18 protein-coding genes and 1 tRNA gene are annotated in these 17,265 nt (G+C 67.7%); 13 read left to right on the plus strand and 6 right to left on the minus strand.

Annotated elements, in window-relative coordinates:
- Positions 1–263 precede the first annotated feature (263 nt).
- A complete protein-coding gene (crp, locus tag AWB94_RS12365; protein WP_019510750.1) occupies positions 264–938 on the plus strand; it encodes a cAMP-activated global transcriptional regulator CRP in 675 nt (224 codons plus the stop codon).
- 55 nt (positions 939–993) lie between these two features.
- Here crp and AWB94_RS12370 read toward each other — a convergent pair whose 3' ends face one another.
- The 3 genes from AWB94_RS12370 to AWB94_RS34130 form a co-directional block, all read right to left on the minus strand.
- Entirely contained in the window at positions 994–1,794 is an 801-nt protein-coding gene (locus AWB94_RS12370; RefSeq protein WP_109762371.1) for an MBL fold metallo-hydrolase, read from the minus strand.
- 101 nt (positions 1,795–1,895) lie between these two features.
- Complete coding sequence (locus tag AWB94_RS12375) at positions 1,896–2,354, minus strand: RidA family protein (RefSeq protein ID WP_062657844.1); 459 nt, start codon at positions 2,352–2,354, stop codon at positions 1,896–1,898.
- Positions 2,351–2,512: a Sp36 family protein gene (locus AWB94_RS34130; RefSeq protein ID WP_109762369.1), complete on the minus strand. Its 162-nt coding sequence runs from the start codon at positions 2,510–2,512 to the stop codon at positions 2,351–2,353. Before AWB94_RS34130 ends, AWB94_RS12375 begins: the two co-directional genes overlap by 4 nt.
- Positions 2,513–2,560: 48 nt before the next feature.
- Here AWB94_RS34130 and bagA point away from each other — a divergent pair, with 48 nt between their 5' ends.
- Positions 2,561–3,571: an ATPase BagA gene (gene bagA, locus AWB94_RS12380; protein ID WP_234811721.1), complete on the plus strand. Its 1,011-nt coding sequence runs from the start codon at positions 2,561–2,563 to the stop codon at positions 3,569–3,571.
- A gap of 7 nt (positions 3,572–3,578) precedes the next feature.
- Positions 3,579–4,709: an ATPase BagB gene (gene bagB, locus AWB94_RS12385; protein ID WP_024454602.1), complete on the plus strand. Its 1,131-nt coding sequence runs from the start codon at positions 3,579–3,581 to the stop codon at positions 4,707–4,709.
- A 53-nt stretch (positions 4,710–4,762) separates the two neighbouring features.
- Here the strand turns inward: bagB and AWB94_RS12390 are convergent, their stop codons facing one another.
- On the minus strand, positions 4,763–5,119 hold the full coding sequence (locus AWB94_RS12390; RefSeq protein ID WP_062657868.1) for a WhiB family transcriptional regulator: 357 nt from the start codon (positions 5,117–5,119) through the stop codon (positions 4,763–4,765).
- 225 nt (positions 5,120–5,344) lie between these two features.
- On the opposite strand from AWB94_RS12390, the gene ponA2 reads away from it, so the two are divergent.
- The 7 genes from ponA2 to AWB94_RS12425 all read left to right on the plus strand — a co-directional run bounded on the left by ponA2 (position 5,345) and on the right by AWB94_RS12425 (position 12,393).
- Positions 5,345–7,795 (plus strand): transglycosylase/D,D-transpeptidase PonA2, encoded by a 2,451-nt coding sequence (gene ponA2, locus AWB94_RS12395; protein WP_062657842.1) that lies wholly within the window; start codon positions 5,345–5,347, stop codon positions 7,793–7,795.
- Positions 7,796–7,845: 50 nt separating this feature from the next.
- Positions 7,846–8,793 (plus strand): metallophosphoesterase, encoded by a 948-nt coding sequence (locus AWB94_RS12400; protein ID WP_062657841.1) that lies wholly within the window; start codon positions 7,846–7,848, stop codon positions 8,791–8,793.
- Positions 8,790–9,893 carry an L-cysteine desulfhydrase Cds1 gene (cds1, locus tag AWB94_RS12405; RefSeq protein ID WP_062657840.1) on the plus strand — a complete coding sequence of 368 codons (1,104 nt, stop codon included), beginning with the start codon at positions 8,790–8,792 and terminating at the stop codon, positions 9,891–9,893. The genes AWB94_RS12400 and cds1 overlap by 4 nt, the downstream gene beginning before the upstream one ends.
- A 240-nt stretch (positions 9,894–10,133) precedes the next feature.
- Positions 10,134–11,246, plus strand: coding sequence for a sensor histidine kinase (locus AWB94_RS12410; RefSeq protein WP_062657839.1), 1,113 nt, complete (start codon positions 10,134–10,136; stop codon positions 11,244–11,246).
- Positions 11,243–11,905 (plus strand): response regulator transcription factor, encoded by a 663-nt coding sequence (locus tag AWB94_RS12415; protein ID WP_062657838.1) that lies wholly within the window; start codon positions 11,243–11,245, stop codon positions 11,903–11,905. The genes AWB94_RS12410 and AWB94_RS12415 overlap by 4 nt, the downstream gene beginning before the upstream one ends.
- Before the next feature lie 79 nt (positions 11,906–11,984).
- Positions 11,985–12,248: an SHOCT domain-containing protein gene (locus AWB94_RS12420; RefSeq protein WP_201029569.1), complete on the plus strand. Its 264-nt coding sequence runs from the start codon at positions 11,985–11,987 to the stop codon at positions 12,246–12,248.
- A 71-nt stretch (positions 12,249–12,319) separates the two neighbouring features.
- A tRNA-Pro gene (locus AWB94_RS12425) sits at positions 12,320–12,393 on the plus strand.
- Between the two features lie 52 nt (positions 12,394–12,445).
- Here the strand turns inward: AWB94_RS12425 and AWB94_RS12430 are convergent.
- Complete coding sequence (locus tag AWB94_RS12430; RefSeq protein WP_234811722.1) at positions 12,446–13,741, minus strand: tyrosine-type recombinase/integrase; 1,296 nt, start codon at positions 13,739–13,741, stop codon at positions 12,446–12,448.
- Between the two features lie 42 nt (positions 13,742–13,783).
- Here AWB94_RS12430 and AWB94_RS12435 point away from each other — a divergent pair, with 42 nt between their 5' ends.
- The 3 genes from AWB94_RS12435 (at position 13,784) to AWB94_RS12445 (ending at position 16,244) form a co-directional block, all read left to right on the plus strand.
- The gene (locus AWB94_RS12435) at positions 13,784–13,981 is read left to right on the plus strand and encodes a helix-turn-helix transcriptional regulator (RefSeq protein ID WP_062657835.1); all 198 of its coding nucleotides are present in this window, start codon (positions 13,784–13,786) and stop codon (positions 13,979–13,981) included.
- A 133-nt stretch (positions 13,982–14,114) separates the two neighbouring features.
- Positions 14,115–15,698 (plus strand): AICE element replication initiation protein, encoded by a 1,584-nt coding sequence (locus AWB94_RS12440; RefSeq protein ID WP_062657834.1) that lies wholly within the window; start codon positions 14,115–14,117, stop codon positions 15,696–15,698.
- A gap of 78 nt (positions 15,699–15,776) precedes the next feature.
- The gene (locus tag AWB94_RS12445) at positions 15,777–16,244 is read left to right on the plus strand and encodes a transposase (protein WP_131805338.1); all 468 of its coding nucleotides are present in this window, start codon (positions 15,777–15,779) and stop codon (positions 16,242–16,244) included.
- 5 nt (positions 16,245–16,249) lie between these two features.
- On the opposite strand, the gene AWB94_RS34610 is transcribed toward AWB94_RS12445, so the two are convergent.
- Entirely contained in the window at positions 16,250–17,047 is a 798-nt protein-coding gene (locus AWB94_RS34610; protein WP_133052865.1) for a hypothetical protein, read from the minus strand.
- Between the last annotated feature and the right edge of the window lie 218 nt (positions 17,048–17,265).

A 17,265-nucleotide genomic window follows, 5' to 3' on the forward strand; every position in this document is an offset into this window, starting at 1 on the left:
GTGAGCAGAATCCGGGGCCACGGACCAAGGACAATTTGCTGGACCGGGTACCCGCACCCCGCCCGACACCAGTGGAACCCGCCGGACTACCGACCCGGATATACCCTCCGACCGGACTGAATCCGCAGTTTCCGGCGACTCGCCAGGCCAATCGTGTGTAGCGTTGGCACGTCGCGGCGTGGCCAACAACTAGACTGAATGCGCTCACCAGCCTGCGTTGGCCGGCGCGCGTCATATCACCGAATTAGCTTAAGAGGGGCAACGTGGACGAGATCCTGGCCAGGGCCGGAATCTTCCAAGGAGTCGAACCCACTGCGGTCGCGGCACTGACCAAACAGCTGCAGCCCGTCGACTTCCCGCGCGGGCACACCGTGTTCGCCGAGGGCGAGCCCGGCGACCGGCTGTACATCATCACGTCCGGCAAGGTGAAGATCGGCCGTCGCTCACCGGACGGTCGTGAGAACCTGCTGACCATCATGGGTCCGTCCGACATGTTCGGTGAGCTCTCGATCTTCGACCCGGGCCCGCGTACCTCCAGCGCCACCACCATCACCGAGGTGCGCGCGGTGTCGATGGACCGCGAGGCGTTGCGCGCCTGGATCGCCGACCGCCCCGAGATCGCCGAGCAGCTGCTGCGCGTGTTGGCCCGCCGGCTGCGCCGCACCAACAACAACCTGGCCGACCTGATCTTCACCGACGTTCCCGGCCGGGTCGCCAAGCAGCTGTTGCAGCTGGCGCAGCGGTTCGGCACCCAGGAGGGTGGCGCCCTGCGCGTGACCCACGACCTGACCCAGGAGGAGATCGCCCAGCTGGTCGGCGCGTCCCGGGAGACGGTCAACAAGGCGCTGGCCGATTTCGCGCACCGCGGCTGGATCCGGCTGGAGGGCAAGAGCGTGCTGATCAGCGACAGCGAGCGGCTGGCGCGGCGCGCGCGCTGAGGACCTGCGATGTGTGGAGCGGCACCCGTAATCATTACGGGTGCCGCTCCACACATCACTGCCGCAGGTAGTCCAGCTGCGCCTGGGTCGACTTCTCGGCCGCGTCCCACAGTGTCGTGTCGACATCGGTGTAGACGTGCTCCACGATCTGGCGTGCGGTCGCGTCCTCACCCAGCACCCGCAGCGCCGCGCGGACCTGGTTCAACCGGTCTTCCCGGTGGGCCAGGTACGCCGCACTCACCGCGGCCAGGTCATCGAGCTCGGGACCGTGCCCGGGTAGCACCCGCCGACGGCCCAGTCCCTGCAGCCGGCGCAGTGAATCGAGGTAGGCCCCGAGGCTGCCGTCCTCGTTGTCGATGACGGTGGTGCCGCGGCCCAGCACGGTGTCGGCCGTCAGCACGGCACCTCGCCCGTCGCTGCGCCCGCCCTTGGCATCGTCGACCAGGAACGACAGCGAGTCCGCGGTGTGCCCGGGCGTGGCCATGACCGTGATACGCAGGCCCGCGGCATCGATCACCTCGCCGTCGGTCAGCGGGCCGCCCACACCGCGCAGAAAGCCACTGCCCACCGCGCGCACCACCGCTCCGGTGCGCTCGACGATGGCGTCGATACCGCCGGTGTGGTCCTCGTGTTTGTGGCTGATGAGTACCAGTGGGATCTTCCCGAGATCGGCCAGCCGGCCGATGTGCTCGGCATCGTCTGGCCCCGGGTCGACGATCACCATCTCATCACTGCCCGGCCCGCGCAGCACCCACGTGTTGGTGCCGTCCAACGTCATGATCCCGGGGTTGTCGCACAGCAGCACCGAGGCCGACTCGGTCACCGGCCTCAGCACTCCGTACGCGGGGTGGGTCACGCCTGGCTCGATACCTCGGGGTGGGATGCTCGGTCGCTCACGCGACCTCGGGGCTGGATGCTCGGTCGCTCACGCGACCTCGGGGCTGGATGCTCGGTCGCTCACGCGACCTCGACGACAATCTCGACCTCGACCGGCGCGTTGCGCGGCAACTCCGACACCCCGACGGCCGACCGGGCATGGGCTCCGGCATCGCCGAACACCTCACCGAAGAGCTCGGACGCGCCGTTGACGACACCCGGCTGCCCGGCGAAACCCGGTGCCGACGAGACGAATCCGACGACCTTGACGACCTTGGTCACCGCGTCGATACCGACCAGCGAGTGCACCGCGGCCAGCGCGTTGAGACCGCACACCCGCGCCAGCTCCTTGGCCTGCTCCGGGGTGACCTCGGCGCCGACCTTGCCGGTGGCCAACAGCTCACCGCCGGCGATCGGCAGCTGCCCCGCGGTGTAGACCAGGTTCCCGGTGCGCGTCGCGGGCACATAGGCGGCCAGCGGAGCGACGACGGCCGGCAGCTCGATACCGAGTTCGGCCAACCGCGCGGACCAACTGGTCACTTCGGCCGCTTGAGGTACGCCACGTGCTGCTCACCGGTGGGCCCGGGCAGCACCGACACCAGCTCCCAGCCGTCGGCACCCCACTGGTCCAGGATCTGCTTGGTGGCGTGGGTCAGCAACGGGACGGTGGCGTATTCCCACCGGGTCGGTTCGCTCATGCTGCAGAGCTTATCCGGCGCGTGTAGGCCCACCGTTAGCATGCACTGGTGGACCCTGCACCCAACCCGGTCGGCTGGCCAGCCCGCCTGACCGAGGCCCGCCTGCATTTCGTGTCGGGCAAGGGCGGTACCGGCAAATCGACCATCGCCGCGGCGCTGGCCCTGGCCCTGGCCTCGGGGGGACGCAAGGTCCTGCTGGTGGAAGTGGAGGGACGCCAAGGCATCGCCCAGCTCTTCGACGTGCCACCGCTGCCCTACCAAGAGGTGAAGGTCGCCACCGCCGACGGCGGCGGTCAGGTCAACGCCCTGGCCATCGACACCGAGGCCGCCTTCCTCGAATACCTCGACATGTTCTACAACCTGGGCATCGCCGGTCGGGCGATGCGCCGGATCGGCGCCGTCGAATTCGCCACCACGATCGCCCCGGGCCTACGCGATGTGCTGCTCACCGGGAAGATCAAGGAGATCGTCGTCCGCAACGAGAAGAAAAAGCCGGACGCCTACGACGCGATCGTCGTCGACGCGCCGCCGACGGGCCGGATCTCCCGATTCCTCGACGTCACCAAGGCGGTGTCCGAGCTGGCCAAGGGCGGTCCGGTGCACTCCCAGGCCGAGGGTGTGGTCAAGATCCTGCACTCGCCGCTGACCGCGGTGCATCTGGTGACGCTGCTGGAGGCCTTGCCCATCCAGGAGACCCTGGAGGCGATCGAGGAGTTGCGTGAACTGGATCTGCCGATCGGCAGCGTCATCGTCAACCGCAACATCCCGACGTATCTGCCCGCCGACGCGCTCGGAAAGGCAGCCGAGGGCGACATTGACGCCGACGCCGTCCGATCCGGATTGGAGAAGGTGGGAATCACGTTGTCCGACAGTGATTTTGCCGGCCTGCTCACCGAATCGATCCAGCACGCCACGTTGATCGCCGCCCGGACCGAGAGCGCCGAGCAGCTGCAGCAGCTCGACGTCGCCCGCCTGGACCTGCCGACCATCTCCGACGGTGTGGACCTCGGCAGCCTGTACGAGCTGGCCGAGGCGCTCGCCCAGCAGGGAGTGAGGTAGGACAACCATGAGCACCACACCCCCCACGCTCGACCTGGGCGCCATCCTGACCGACACGTCCAACCGCGTCGTGGTGTGTTGCGGCGCAGGCGGTGTCGGCAAGACCACGACGGCCGCGGCGATGGCGCTGCGCGCCGCCGAGTACGGCCGCACCGTGGTGGTCCTGACCATCGATCCGGCCAAGCGGCTGGCGCAGGCCCTGGGCATCGAAAGCCTCGGCAACACCCCGCAGCGGGTGCCGTTGGCACCGGAGGTCCCCGGCGAACTGCACGCGATGATGCTGGATATGCGGCGCACCTTCGACGAGATGGTGCTGCAGTACTCCGGCACCGACCGTGCGGACGCGATCCTGGAGAACCAGTTCTACCAAACCGTGGCCACCTCGCTGGCCGGCACGCAGGAGTACATGGCGATGGAGAAGCTCGGCCAGTTGTTGGCCGAGGACAAGTGGGATCTGGTGGTGGTCGACACGCCACCGTCGCGCAACGCCCTGGACTTCCTGGATGCCCCCAAGCGGCTCGGCAGCTTCATGGACAGCCGGCTGTGGCGACTGCTGCTGGCACCGGGCCGCGGCATCGGCCGCATCGTGACGGGCGCGGTGGGACTGGCCATGAAAGGCATGTCCACCGTGTTGGGATCCCAAATGCTCTCCGACGCAGCGGGATTCGTGCAATCACTGGACGCCACCTTCGGCGGTTTCCGGGAGAAGGCGGACCGCACGTACGAGCTGCTGAAGCGCAGGGGCACCCAGTTCGTGGTGGTGTCGGCGGCCGAACCGGACGCGCTGCGCGAGGCGTCGTTCTTCATCGACCGGCTGTCCCAGGAACACATGCCGCTGGCCGGCATGATCCTGAACCGGACCCATCCCACGCTGAGCAGCCTGCCCGGCGAGAAGGCCGAGCTGGCCGCCGATCAGTTGGATGCCCAGGCGCCGGGCGGACTGGCCGCGGCGGTGTTGCGGATCCACGCGGCGCGCGCGGCCACCGCCAAGCGGGAGGTGCGGCTGCTGGGCCGGTTCACCGGTGCCAATCCGCATGTCGCGATCGTCGGGGTGCCGTCGTTGCCGTTCGACGTGTCCGACCTGGAGGCGCTGCGCGCGATCGGCGACCAGCTGACGGGTGTCGCCGAATCCGCCTAGAAGCGGCGTCCACCCCGCGACTCGCGGGGTAGACGGCAGTGCGGTGCAGAGGGTCAGACGGCGCTGCGGTGCTTGCGCTGGGCGGCGAAGAACTCGGCCCAGGACACCACCTCGGGGTGCTGCTTGAGCAAGGCGCGGCGCTGACGCTCGGTCATCCCGCCCCACACCCCGAACTCGACCCGGTTGTCCAGCGCATCCGCCCCGCATTCGGCGATCACCGGGCAATGCCGGCAGATCACCGCGGCCTTGCGCTGGGCGGCGCCGCGCACGAACAGTTCGTCCGGGTCGGCCTGCCGGCAGCGGGCCTGGGACACCCACGCGATGCGGGCTTCGGCCTCGGCACTGTGCGTGGCACTGCCGGGTTGCTGGCCCGTGCCCGATTTGCGTATCGCAGTCGACGAAACTGACATCAGCAACCCTTTCGCTCCGGCGGGCCAGACCACGAGTGCGATCTACGCCACATTGCGTCCAATAGTGTTACCTGAATCGCAGTGTGTGTCCAAGCTAGGTGGTCAGAGGGGTTTTACGCAACAGTCAGATCACGATTTTTTGGGACGGGCGTGCCGCCGGGCCGTCCGTCGTACAAACGCACCGCTCGGAGGCCCTTCCAGGAAGGTCTGGTTAGTCTGTTACCCATGCCCGAGCAGCACACCGTGCGACCACCCGTTGCGGTGACGCTCATCAAGCTCGCATGGTGCTGCCTGCTGGCCAGCGTGATCGCGGCGGGATTGATGTTTCCCTTGGTGGGTGGTCTCGGGCTGATGTCCAACCGCGCCTCCGACGTCGTCGCCAACGGGTCGGCCCAGCTCGTGGAGGGCGAGGTGCCCGCGGTCTCGACGATGACCGACGCCCGCGGCAACCCGATCGCCTGGCTCTACACCCAGCGCCGGTTCGAGGTGCCCAGCGAGCAAATCGCCAACACCATGAAGCTGGCCATCGTGTCCATCGAGGACAAGCGATTCGCCGAACACAACGGGGTGGACTGGAAGGGCACGCTCACCGGTCTGGCCGGATATGCCTCCGGCGATCTGGACACCCGCGGCGGATCCACGCTGGAACAGCAGTACGTGAAGAACTACCAGTTGCTGGTGATCGCGCAGACCGACGCCGAGAAGCGTGCCGCGATCGAGACCACGCCGGCCCGCAAGCTGCGCGAGATCCGCATGGCACTGACCCTGGACAAGACGTTCACCAAACCGGAGATCCTGACCCGCTACCTGAATCTGGTGTCATTCGGCAACGGCGCGTTCGGAATCCAGGACGCGGCGCAGACGTACTTCGGCGTCAACGCCTCGGAGCTGAACTGGCAGCAGGCCGCCCTGCTGGCCGGCATGGTGCAGTCGACCAGCACGCTGAACCCGTACACCAACCCCGATGGCGCGCTCGCCCGTCGCAACCTGGTGCTGGACACCATGATCGAGAACATCCCGCAGGAGGCCGACGCGTTGCGGGCGGCCAAGCAGCAGCCGCTGGGCATCCTGCCGCAACCCAACGAACTGCCGCGCGGGTGTATCGCCGCCGGGGATCGGGCCTTCTTCTGCGACTACGTGCTGGACTATCTGGCCCGCGCCGGGATCAGCAAGGAGCAGGTGGCCAAGGGCGGCTACCTCATCCGCACCACGCTGGATCCCGACATCCAGGCCAACGTCAAATCGGCGGTCGACAGCATCGCCGCCCCCGATCTCACCGGCGTCGCCAGCGTGATGAGCGTCATCAAGCCGGGCAAGACCGCGCATCCGGTGGTGGCGATGGCCAGCAACCGCACCTACGGCCTCAACACCGATGCCGGCGAAACCATGCAGCCGCAGCCGTTCTCGCTGGTCGGCGACGGCGCCGGGTCCATCTTCAAGGTGTTCACCACCGCCGCAGCCCTCGACATGGGCATGGGCATCAACGCGACGCTGGACGCGCCGGCCCGGTTCGAGGCCAAGGGGCTCGGCAGCGGCGGCGCGAAGGGCTGCCCCGCGGCGACCTGGTGCGTGCAGAACGCCGGCAACTACCGCGGCCAGATGAGCGTCACCGACGCGCTGGCCACCTCGCCGAACACCGCCTTCGCCAAGCTGATCAGCCAGGTCGGGGTGCAGCGGACGGTGGACATGGCCGTCAAGCTGGGCCTGCGGTCCTATGCGCTGCCCGGCACCGCCCGCGACTACGACCCGGAGAGCAACGAGAGCCTGGCCGATTTCATCAAACGGCAGAACCTCGGGTCGTTCACGTTGGGCCCGGTCGAGGTGAACGCGCTCGAGCTGTCCAATGTGGCGGCGACGCTGGCCTCATCGGGCACCTGGTGCCCGCCCAATCCGGTCGACAAGGTCTTCGACCGGCACGGCCAGGAGGTCGCCGTGACCACCGAGACGTGTGAGCAGGTGGTGCCAGAGGGTCTGGCCAACACGCTGGCCAACGCCATGAGCCACGACGACCAGGGCAACGGCACGGCCGCCGGTTCGGCCGGCGCGGCGGGCTGGAACCTGCCGATGTCGGGTAAGACGGGAACCACCGAGGCGCACCGCTCGTCGGGATTCCTCGGGTTCACCAGCGCGTTCGCCGCCGCGAACTACATCTACGACGATTCCAGCACTCCTGGCGACCTGTGCTCGTTCCCGTTGCGGCAGTGCGGATCCGGTGACCTGTTCGGCGGTAACGAGCCCGCCAGGACCTGGTTCACCGCGATGAAACCGATCACCCCGGACACGGTGCAGCTGCCCCCGACCGATCCGCGGTACGTCGAGGGCGGCCCCGGCTCGAAGGTGCCCAGTGTCGCCGGCATGTCCCAGGACGCCGCCCGGCAGCGACTCAAGGACGCCGGGTTCCAGGTCGCCGACCAGGCCACCCCGGTGAACAGTGTGTCGTCGGCCGGAACCGTCGTGGGCACCTCGCCGTCCGGGCAGACCATTCCGGGGTCGATCATCACCATCCAGGTCAGCAACGGCATCCCGCCACCACCGCCGCCCCCGCCGATCGGCATCCCGGGCCTCGACCCGAACGCGCCGCCGCCACAGGTGGGCTCGACGGTCATCGAGATCCCCGGACTGCCGCCGATCACGGTGCCGGTGCTGGGGCCGCCGCCGCCACCGCCCCCGCCGTGATCACAGGTGATAGCCCGGCCCTGGTGCGCCGGTGGCAGTAGTCTTTTGACATGCCGTACGTGAAGAACACTGCCGCCGTCGCCGCAGGGGCCCTGGCCGCCGGCATCGGTTATGCGTCGCTGATCGAGCGCAACGCCTTCGCGCTGCGGGAGTTCACCATGCCGGTGCTCACGCCGGGCTCCACGCCGTTGCGGGTGCTGCACCTCAGTGATCTGCACATGCTGCCCCGGCAGCGCCGCAAGCAGGCGTGGCTGCGCGAGTTGGCGGCGCTGGAACCGGATTTCGTGGTCAACACGGGCGACAATCTGTCGCATCCGCGGTCGGTCCCGGCCGTCGTACAGGCGCTCGGGGATCTGCTCTCGGTGCCGGGGGTGTTCGTGTTCGGCAGCAACGACTATTTCGCCCCGCGCCCGAAGAACCCGGCGAACTATCTGTTCAAGAAGCACAAGCGCATCCACGGTGCCCCGCTGCCCTGGCAGGACCTGCGTGCGGCGTTCACCGAACGCGGCTGGCTGGACATGACCCACACCCGCCGCGAATTCGACGTGGCCGGACTGCGCATCGCCGCGGCCGGCGTGGACGATCCGCACCTGCGTCGCGACCGCTACGACACCATCGCCGGGCCGGCCAGCCCGACGGCGAACCTGCGGCTGGGCGTCACCCACTCGCCGGAACCCCGGGTGCTGGACCGGTTCGCCGCCGACGGCTATCAGCTGGTGATGGCCGGGCACACCCACGGCGGGCAGCTGTGCCTGCCGTTCTACGGCGCCGTCGTCACCAACTGCGACCTGGACCGCTCCCGGGTGAAGGGTCCCTCGCAGTGGGGTGCCGACATGAAGCTGCACGTGTCGGCGGGCATCGGCACCTCCCCGTATGCGCCGGTGCGGTTCTGCTGCCGGCCGGAGGCCACCCTGCTGACCCTGGTCGCCGCGCCGACCCGCGGATCGGCGCTGGGCACCACGGCGGGGCAGGCGCACCCGACCGTCACGGCACGGTGAGCCCCGGGGCGTTCAGCGACCGGAACCAACCGCGGGCCTGGGTGGACAACGCCGTCCGGCTGATCGAAGCCGACGCGCGGCGCAGCGCCGACACCCACCTGTTGCGCTATCCACTTCCCGACGCGTGGGCCGGCGGGGTGGACGTGCAGTTGTACCTCAAGGACGAGTCGACGCATATCACCGGCAGCCTCAAACACCGGTTGGCCCGGTCGCTGTTCCTGTACGCGTTGTGCAACGGGTGGATCGGTGAGCACACCACCGTCATCGAGGCGTCATCCGGTTCGACGGCCGTCTCCGAGGCCTACTTCGCCGCACTGCTGGGGCTGCCGTTCATCGCGGTGATGCCGTCCTCCACCAGCGTCAGCAAGATCAAGCTGATCGAATCACAAGGCGGCCGTTGCCATTTCGTGGCGAAGTCGGCCGAGGTGTACGCGGAGGCCGAGCGGCTGGCGGCGGAGACCGGCGGGCACTACCTGGACCAGTTCACCAACGCCGAACGGGCCACCGACTGGCGCGGCAACAACAACATCGCCGAGTCGATCTTCGACCAGATGCGGGATGAGGCCCACCCGGTGCCCGAGTGGGTGGTGGTCGGCGCGGGCACGGGCGGGACCAGCGCCACCATCGGCCGGTATCTGCGCTACCGCCGCTACCCCACCCGGTTGTGCGTGGTGGACCCGGAGAATTCGGCGTTCTACCCCGCCTACGAGCAGGGCCGCGCCGATATCGAGACCGGCGCGTCCTCCCGGATCGAAGGTATCGGCAGACCGCGGGTGGAGCCTTCGTTCCTGCCGGGTGTGGTGGATCGGATGGTGGCGGTGCCCGACGCCGCCTCGGTGGCGGCAGCACGCCACGTCAGCCGGGTGCTGGGCCGACCGGTGGGGCCGTCCACGGGCACCAACGTGTGGGGGGCATTCGCCCTGCTCGCCGAGATGATCGCGCAAGGACGCAGCGGATCGGTGGTGACGTTGCTGGCCGACAGCGGCAACCGCTACGCCGACACCTACTTCGACGACGAGTGGCTGAGCAGCCAGGGGCTGGATCCATCCGGACCGGCGTCGACACTCGCCGAGTTCGAACGTTCCGGAACCTGGCCCTGACCCTCGGCGCGGCCCGTCATGAAGAGCCATAACGCGGCCAAGGCGAAGAACCCGATATAGATCATGGCGCCCAGTCCGGTCATGTCTGCCTCACTCCGTCGAATCGATGTGGAATCGATCAGGCCGTTCCGGCCTTCGGAAGCTATAACGCACGGGACGCTCTAATTCTTTCCTAATCTTGGCAGTGATATACGTCGCGACACGGACGCCGCGCCCGCCGCGGGTGGCTACCGTGCGGGTATGGGCGCCGAACTCCGCACTCCCAGCGTGTGGCTGCCCGCGCTCGTCACCGCATTGATCCAGCTGGCCGGCACCTTCGGCGCCCGCCGGCGGTTCGACGGCCTGGCCGCGCTGCCCGTGACGCCGTACGCGGTGGTGTTGCTGCTGGCCGGCCCGGCGCTGCTGCTGGCCCGGCGCCGGTACCCGCTGCCGGTGCTGGCCGGCGTCCTCGCCGTGACGGTCGCCTACCTCCACGCGACGCACCGGCCGGGACCGGTGGTGCTCGCCCTGGTCATCGCGTTCCTCACCGCTGCGTCCACCGGGGCGCGCTGGCACACCTATCCGCTGCCGTTCATCGGCTGGGCGCTGTTCGTGTGGTGGCGGTCCCCACCCGCCGAGGCCGCGGGCGCGCTGGGCGCCTGGATGTTGGTGCTGCTGGCCATCGCCGAGGGTATTCGGCAACGCCGGGCCAGCCTGGAGGCCGGTCGTCAGCGGCGCGCGGCGATGGAACGGGACGCCGCCTCACAGGCCCGGTTGACCATCGCGCGTGAGCTGCACGACGTGCTGGCCCACAGCCTGTCGATGATCAACGTGCAATCCGCGGTGGCGCTCGAGCTGCTCGACACCCAGCCAGAACGGGCCGGCCCGGCCTTGTCCGCGATCAAAGATGCCAGCAGGCAGGCGATTTCGGATATGAACGCGCTGGTCGCCGCCCTGCGGACCGAATCCGGGGAGCCCACCGCGCCGACCCCGGGCATCACCGATCTGGACGCGCTGGTGGGCTTCACCCGCGCCACCGGCCTGACCGTCACCACGACGGTGTGCGGGCGGCCGCGCGCCGTGCCGGCGGTGATCGACAGCGCCGCCGCCCGCATCGTGCAGGAGTCGCTGACCAACGTGGTGCGCCACTCCACCGCGACCGCGGCGACGGTGACGATCACTTATGGCGACGACGCGCTCGAGGTGGCGGTCGACGACGACGGCCGGCCGGTACACACCGCAGGCACCGGCGGCAGCGGGATCGCCGGGATGCGGGAGCGGGCGCAGGCGCTGGGCGGGTCGCTGTCGGCGCGACGACTGCCCACCGGCGGATTCCGGGTGCACGCGGCGCTGCCGGTGGGTGACCCTCGATGATCCGGGTGCTGGTGGCCGACGACCAGGTGCTGGTGCGGGCCGGATTCGTCGCGCTGCTGGACGCCCAGCCCGATATCGAGGTGGCCGGGGAGGCCGCGACCGGAACGTCGGCGGTGGAGCTGACTCGCCGGCTGCAGCCCGATGTGGTGTTGATGGACATCCGGATGCCGGACCTGGACGGGCTGAGCGCCACCCGGGCGATCACCGCCGACCCGGCCCTGACCGGCGTGCGGGTGGTGGTGTTGACCACCTTCGAGCTGGACGAGTACGTGTTCGAGGCGATGCGGGCCGGCGCCAGCGGTTTCCTGGTCAAGCACAGCGAGCCCAGCGAGCTGGTGCGGGCCGTGCGGGTGGTCACCGAGGGTGATGCGCTGCTGTCACCGTCGGTGACGCGCCGGCTGATGGCCGAGTTCGCGTCTCGTGCCAAACCGCCGGCCGCAGTGTCCCTGCCGGACCTCACCGCACGGGAACGGGAGGTGATGACCCTGGTCGCCGAGGGGCTGACCAACGCCGAGATCGGTGCCCGGCTGTTCATGAGCCCGGCGACCGCGCGCACCCACGTCAGCCGGATCCTGACCAAGCTGGGCGCCCGGGACCGCACCCAACTGGTGGTGCTGGCCTACGAGAGCGGACTGGTCCGGCCCGGGTGGCAGGGCTGAGCGCTACGGCACGCGGCGTAGCGATGTCGACGCCTCGCGGCCGATGCCTGCCGCGGACACACCGAGCAGGCTGGACACCATGAACCTTTACGAATACCTGCCGCAGACCATGACCTTCGTCGCCGACGACGGGCGCCGGTTCGGCGCCGTGGCCTTCCACCCGTGGTTCCTGCTGGCCCGGCTGATCGTGCTGGCCCTGGTGGTCACCGCGATCTGGCTGATCGCGCGGCGGCTGCAGGGCCGCAAGGGCGAGAACACCCTGCGCGACGTGTACGCCCGCGGCGAGGTCGGCGAGGCGGAGTACCGGGAGCGGCTGGCGGTGCTGCGCGCAACCAGAAGGTAGCCGGGAGGCCCCGCCTGAGCAGCCGTTTGGCTTCGCGGTACCCCGGTGCGATACGCTGTCGTGGCTTCACGCGGGGTGTGGCGCAGCTTGGTAGCGTGCTTCGTTCGGGACGAAGAGGTCGTGGGTTCGAATCCCGCCACCCCGACTGGTGTGTTCGCAGGTAGAGGCCCTGACCGGGAATTCTGGTCGGGGCCTTCTTACTTCCCAGTCCGCAGCTGGTCCGCAGTGGATTCCAAAGACCGCATCCGCGCCGCATCTAGTGCAACCGAAACCTGCTCCAGGTCGTCCGGGAACAAGTCTGCATAGGTGTCCAGGGTCAGGACTGCGGACGCGTGCCCGAGCATCGTCTGGACGGCCTTGACGTTGGCCCCCGCGCTGATCGACAGCGACGCCGCCGTGTGGCGAAGGTCGTGCGGTGTCACGGTGGGGTACGCCGGGTCTGCTGCCTGGAGACGTTGGACGGCCACGTTGAAGACCCGCGGCCGCCACGTCGACACTCGCAGCAGTGCTCCTCCTGGCGATGTGAACACCAAGTCCTCACGCCGCTTACCCATCATGAGCACGGCCAGCGGCTCGGCCAGGAACGCCGGGAACGGCACCGAGCGACGTTCGTGGGATTTCGGCGACGACCACACCACACGTCCCTTCACCTCGGCGACCGCCTCACGGATATTCACCCTGCGACGCAGCATGTCGAATGACTCCACCCGCAGCGCTGCCATCTCGCCCCAGCGCAACCCGGTGTAGGCCAGAAATCGAACAACGATGGCGTACTCGCCGACCTCGCGGGCCAGAAGTTCCACCTGCCGGTGCGTCAGGTAGCCCCGTGCTCGGTGCTGTCGTCGCGGCGACTTCACTCCCATACGCGGATTGCGGGGGATCCGTCGATCGTCGACGGCCATCTCCAGAATCTGTCTCAGGACGCTAAGCGCATTCTCGATGGTGGCCGGTTTGGCTCCACCCGCCGCCAATTGCTGCACCCACGCCCTGATATCCGACGATTGCACGTCGGCTACTGCGACCGCGGCCCACCGGCCTTCGACGTAGCCCGACCATGCGAACGCGCGTGTCGCAACCGTCGTCTCCTTCAAATGGCCCTGGGTACCAAGCCACTTGGCGTGCAATTCACGGACGGTAATGCGCCCGGCTTTTGGCGCGACATAGGTTCCTATCGTCTGCGCGGCTGTGATCTCGTTGAGAAAGGCCTGAGCGTCCACCTTGCGGTCGAACGAACGGGTGTTCTCACCGCCTTGATCATCGACATACCGGGCCAACCATCGGCGCCCTTTGCCATTGCGCGCGGCAGGGGTCCCGTCCGATCGACGCCACCTGTCCTCGACGCCGGCGCGGCGGTTTCGTCGCTGCATGTGAGCCACCTCCGTTGGGTGCCAGATTCCCACCGACCACCGACAGCCGACGAAATCGTTCGACTGGAGCCAATTTATAGGCGAAGTTGAGGGTACTGGTGGACAAATGCAGGGCGCCACCACCACCGTTGGATTCGTTGACAGAACCCACTATTGAGGAGCAGCTACATGGATCTACTGAGTGCCAAACAGGTTTCAGACATCATCGGCATTCCCGTTGGAACTCTCCGCTACTGGCGCCACTGCGACATCGGACCGGCCAGTTTCACCTTGGGCCGCCGAGTCGTCTACCGGCGCGACGAAGTGCTGCGATGGATCTCGGAGCAAGAAAGCGCAACCCGGCGCGGAGGCGGAGACGCCGCGTGAACCGCACCCACGAAAAAGACCCCGGGGCCTAGCCGAGGTCTTTGTTCGAACCACCTGATCATCCGACACGGAAGTTCCACATGAGAATAGCTCGTCAACGCAGCCTGCATAAGCACCGTATGCAGGAAATCCTATGAGCGACAACACCGAGACGGACAAGAAGTCGGTAGCCGCACGCTTGGTCAGCATGGCACAGGAACGCTACCTGCTCGGGCTCTCAGAAGAGGGCGAGCCGTTCGGCGCTGACCGCGACCGCCCGCACTTGGTGATGCTGCTCCGCGCCGGCAAGGCCGGTCTACGCGCCGACCTCGCCGCACGGTACTTCGCCGAAACCGGCGCGGTCGCCGGCGGCCAGGCGCTGACTGACGCCACCCTGATCCTCGAAGGTTTGGCTGCCACGAAGCCGCCCGAACGCCTCAACCTCCGCGTCGCTGACGATGACGGCACCATTTACATCGACACCGGACGGCCCGATGGCCAGACGATTCGTATCCGACAGGGCCGGTGGACGCTCACCGAACGGGCACCTGTGCGCTTTCTGCGTACCAAGTTGACCGGGGCGATGCCGCTGCCGGCTCAGGGCGGGAATGTCGAGAAGCTCTGGGATTTCGTCAACGTCGACTTTGAAGACCGACCGGTCCTCCTTGCTGCCCTCGTTGCCGCTCTTGTCCAGACGGACGTCCCCCACCCGATCTTGGCGCTGTTCGCCGAGCAGGGCAGCGCCAAGAGCACAACCACGCGCATGCTGGTCGATCTCATCGACCCGTCACCGGTCCCCCTGCGGCAGGCACCGCGTGACTCCGACTCGTGGGTCACTGCAGCCTCCGGTTCGTGGGTCGTTGCCTTGGACAACCTGTCGACTATCTCGCCGTGGTTGTCGGATTCTCTGTGCCGCGCCGCCACCGGCGACGGCAACATCAAACGGGCGTTGTACACAGACTCCGATCTCGCAGTCATCAAATTTCGGCGGTGCGTCATCATCAACGGCATCGACGTCGGAGCAGTGCGGCCCGACCTCGCGGAGCGACTGGCGACTGTCGACCTGCGACGCATTGATCGCCACATGCGACAACCGGAAGCCACGATGCGACAACAGTGGCGCACGGCTCTACCAGGGATTTTGGGCGGGCTTCTCGATCTGGCCGCCGTCGTCCATCAACGGCTGGAAACCATTTCGGTCGACGTGTCGCCACGGATGGCGGACTTCAGTCGCACGCTGGCGGCCGTTGACGAGATTCTGTCGACCCATGGCTTCCGGCGTTACCTGTCACGCGCCAATCAACTCTCCGAAGACAGCCTGTCCGCCGACCCGTTCATCGAACAGCTACGGCTGCACATCCGGGAACCGCTCGTCGCAAAGTCCGGAGGCGACCTGCTGGCGACAGTCACGCCAACCGGCGACACCTGGCGCAGGCCGAAGGAGTGGCCCCGGAACGGGCGGGATGTCACGGCCGTCCTACGACGGCACGCACCCGCGCTACGGAGTCTGGGTTGGGCGATCGAAGACGATGGCGCTCGAAATCATCGGAATGTCCTGTTGTGGACCGTCTACCCGCCCTACAAAGATGTGTCGGCCAAACAACACTCGCAATCCTCGCGTCCCTCGCGCATTTCGGCTCCGCGGGAGCAGTCGTCCTCTGTTCAAGAGCTGCCCGCGCACCGCCAGACTGTCCCGAAGGGTCATTCAGCCGACGATCTAGACGTCGAGGCGTCGTGACCGCGCTTGTCGGGCTAGCGGCGTCGGCACCATCGGGCAGAATCTGGACCAGGTCCCTCAACGGGAGGAGTGGTCTTCGTGAGCACGCAATTCGACGCGATCGTCCAGGCGGTCATCCACGACTGGCCTGACTACGGGTGGTCAGGCCAGTTGGAGGCGGCCATCAAGCAGCTGTATCTGTCAGATCTTTCTTATCCAGCAACATGGTCCAGCGAACGCCGCGAGGAGTTCGCAGAGCGCCACGCCGGCGACGATGCGCTTCTTCTCACCACCTCGTTGGACGATCTCATCGATACCGTCACAGATCGCTATGCGCGCGATCACGGAGTTCTCCCCCATCGTGACGATGCGACCCTGCTTCTCGAAGCGGCGCGACGAGACGCAATCGACGAACTGGAGCTCCGCTTCGTGGCTGACCTGCCCGCCGAGATCGCCGCGCTGACAACGCACGGTTCGGGTAGGGCGGATGGCTCTCTGACTGCATGCGGGCCTGCACAGCGGCGGCGGGACAGCCGGGCGCGCCGCCGCCGTTCTCGGCGGCGCTGAGCTGTTCAGCTGCGGTACGGATAAACAACTTTGGCGAGATCACGCGTAGCCGTCAGGGTGGCCCGTTCGAGGTCCTTCCGACGTGCGCGCTCTGTGAGACTCACCAGTAACGCGCACAGCGCCCGTTCGTCACGGGAGGCGATGTCTGCGGCGTCGAGCGCGCTGATGGGGACAGAAGCGGGCGAATCCCTAGGAGTCGTGTCGAGATCGGTATCGGAGCCAGCTCGCGGCACCTCGACAACGCGGATAGGCGTTCCGTGGCGCTCGGCAGCCATGCGGGCCGCAGATGAGTCGCGTCGGCACGTGTCTGAGCAGTAGAGCCGGCGGCGTCCGCGACGTGGTCTATCTTCGCGATCCATCATCAGCGCATCGCATCTCACGCACCGCGGCCATTCGGTGTCCGCGCGAGCGTCCCGCCCTGCACCAGCGCGCGCAGCAGGTTGCGCCTTAACAGTTTTCGCAGCCTTGCTGCGCAGCAGCGCACGTATCTCGCGGACATCGACACCGACCAGCTCCGCGACGGCCGCCAACGTCGCGCCGCGCTCTCGCATGTCCTTGATCGACGCACAGGCATCCGCGTAGTAGCGGCTGCGCCTGAGCTGCGCCTCTGCCTCCACCTGTTGACGAGACTGCGCGACGCGACGCGCTTGCCATTCGTCCACATCCTGCAGGCGTCCGATCAACGTACGAACGGCGGTCGCGTCAGCTGTGTTGGCGCGATCCCGTTGTGCTCGTGACTCAATCGCTCGGCAGTGCGCCTCCCACGCGCGACGCCGAGCTTCCAACTTCGATACAGCAGCCATGTCGACAAGCTACGGAGAAACACGAGGATCGGTCCACGACCAGAGCCACCTTCGCCTCAAGTTCGTGCGTCGCTCAGCGTCATTTACCCCGTGCTCCCCACTGCTGCCGCCACTGCCGAGTACCCCGCCCCGCTTGCCACCGAGCAATGATCAGAACCTGTGGATGAGCCTCGGCGAGGCGGCGTGAAAGTGGGCGCACCTTCCCGAGGATGATCTGA

The sequence above is a fragment of the Mycolicibacterium canariasense genome (genome assembly GCF_002101555.1).
Taxonomy (GTDB): Bacteria; Actinomycetota; Actinomycetes; order Mycobacteriales; family Mycobacteriaceae; genus Mycobacterium; species Mycobacterium canariasense.

Coding starts and splice junctions, on each gene's coding strand:
- AWB94_RS34130 (WP_109762369.1), bottom strand. CDS start 2,512: ATGAGCGAACCGACCCGGTGGGAATACGCCACCGTCCCGTTGCTGACC.
- bagB (WP_024454602.1), top strand. CDS start 3,579: ATGAGCACCACACCCCCCACGCTCGACCTGGGCGCCATCCTGACCGAC.
- AWB94_RS12390 (WP_062657868.1), bottom strand. CDS start 5,119: ATGTCAGTTTCGTCGACTGCGATACGCAAATCGGGCACGGGCCAGCAA.
- ponA2 (WP_062657842.1), top strand. CDS start 5,345: ATGCCCGAGCAGCACACCGTGCGACCACCCGTTGCGGTGACGCTCATC.
- AWB94_RS12400 (WP_062657841.1), top strand. CDS start 7,846: ATGCCGTACGTGAAGAACACTGCCGCCGTCGCCGCAGGGGCCCTGGCC.
- AWB94_RS12410 (WP_062657839.1), top strand. CDS start 10,134: ATGGGCGCCGAACTCCGCACTCCCAGCGTGTGGCTGCCCGCGCTCGTC.
- AWB94_RS12415 (WP_062657838.1), top strand. CDS start 11,243: ATGATCCGGGTGCTGGTGGCCGACGACCAGGTGCTGGTGCGGGCCGGA.
- AWB94_RS12420 (WP_201029569.1), top strand. CDS start 11,985: ATGAACCTTTACGAATACCTGCCGCAGACCATGACCTTCGTCGCCGAC.
- AWB94_RS12435 (WP_062657835.1), top strand. CDS start 13,784: ATGGATCTACTGAGTGCCAAACAGGTTTCAGACATCATCGGCATTCCC.
- AWB94_RS12440 (WP_062657834.1), top strand. CDS start 14,115: ATGAGCGACAACACCGAGACGGACAAGAAGTCGGTAGCCGCACGCTTG.
- AWB94_RS34610 (WP_133052865.1), bottom strand. CDS start 17,047: ATGGCTGCTGTATCGAAGTTGGAAGCTCGGCGTCGCGCGTGGGAGGCG.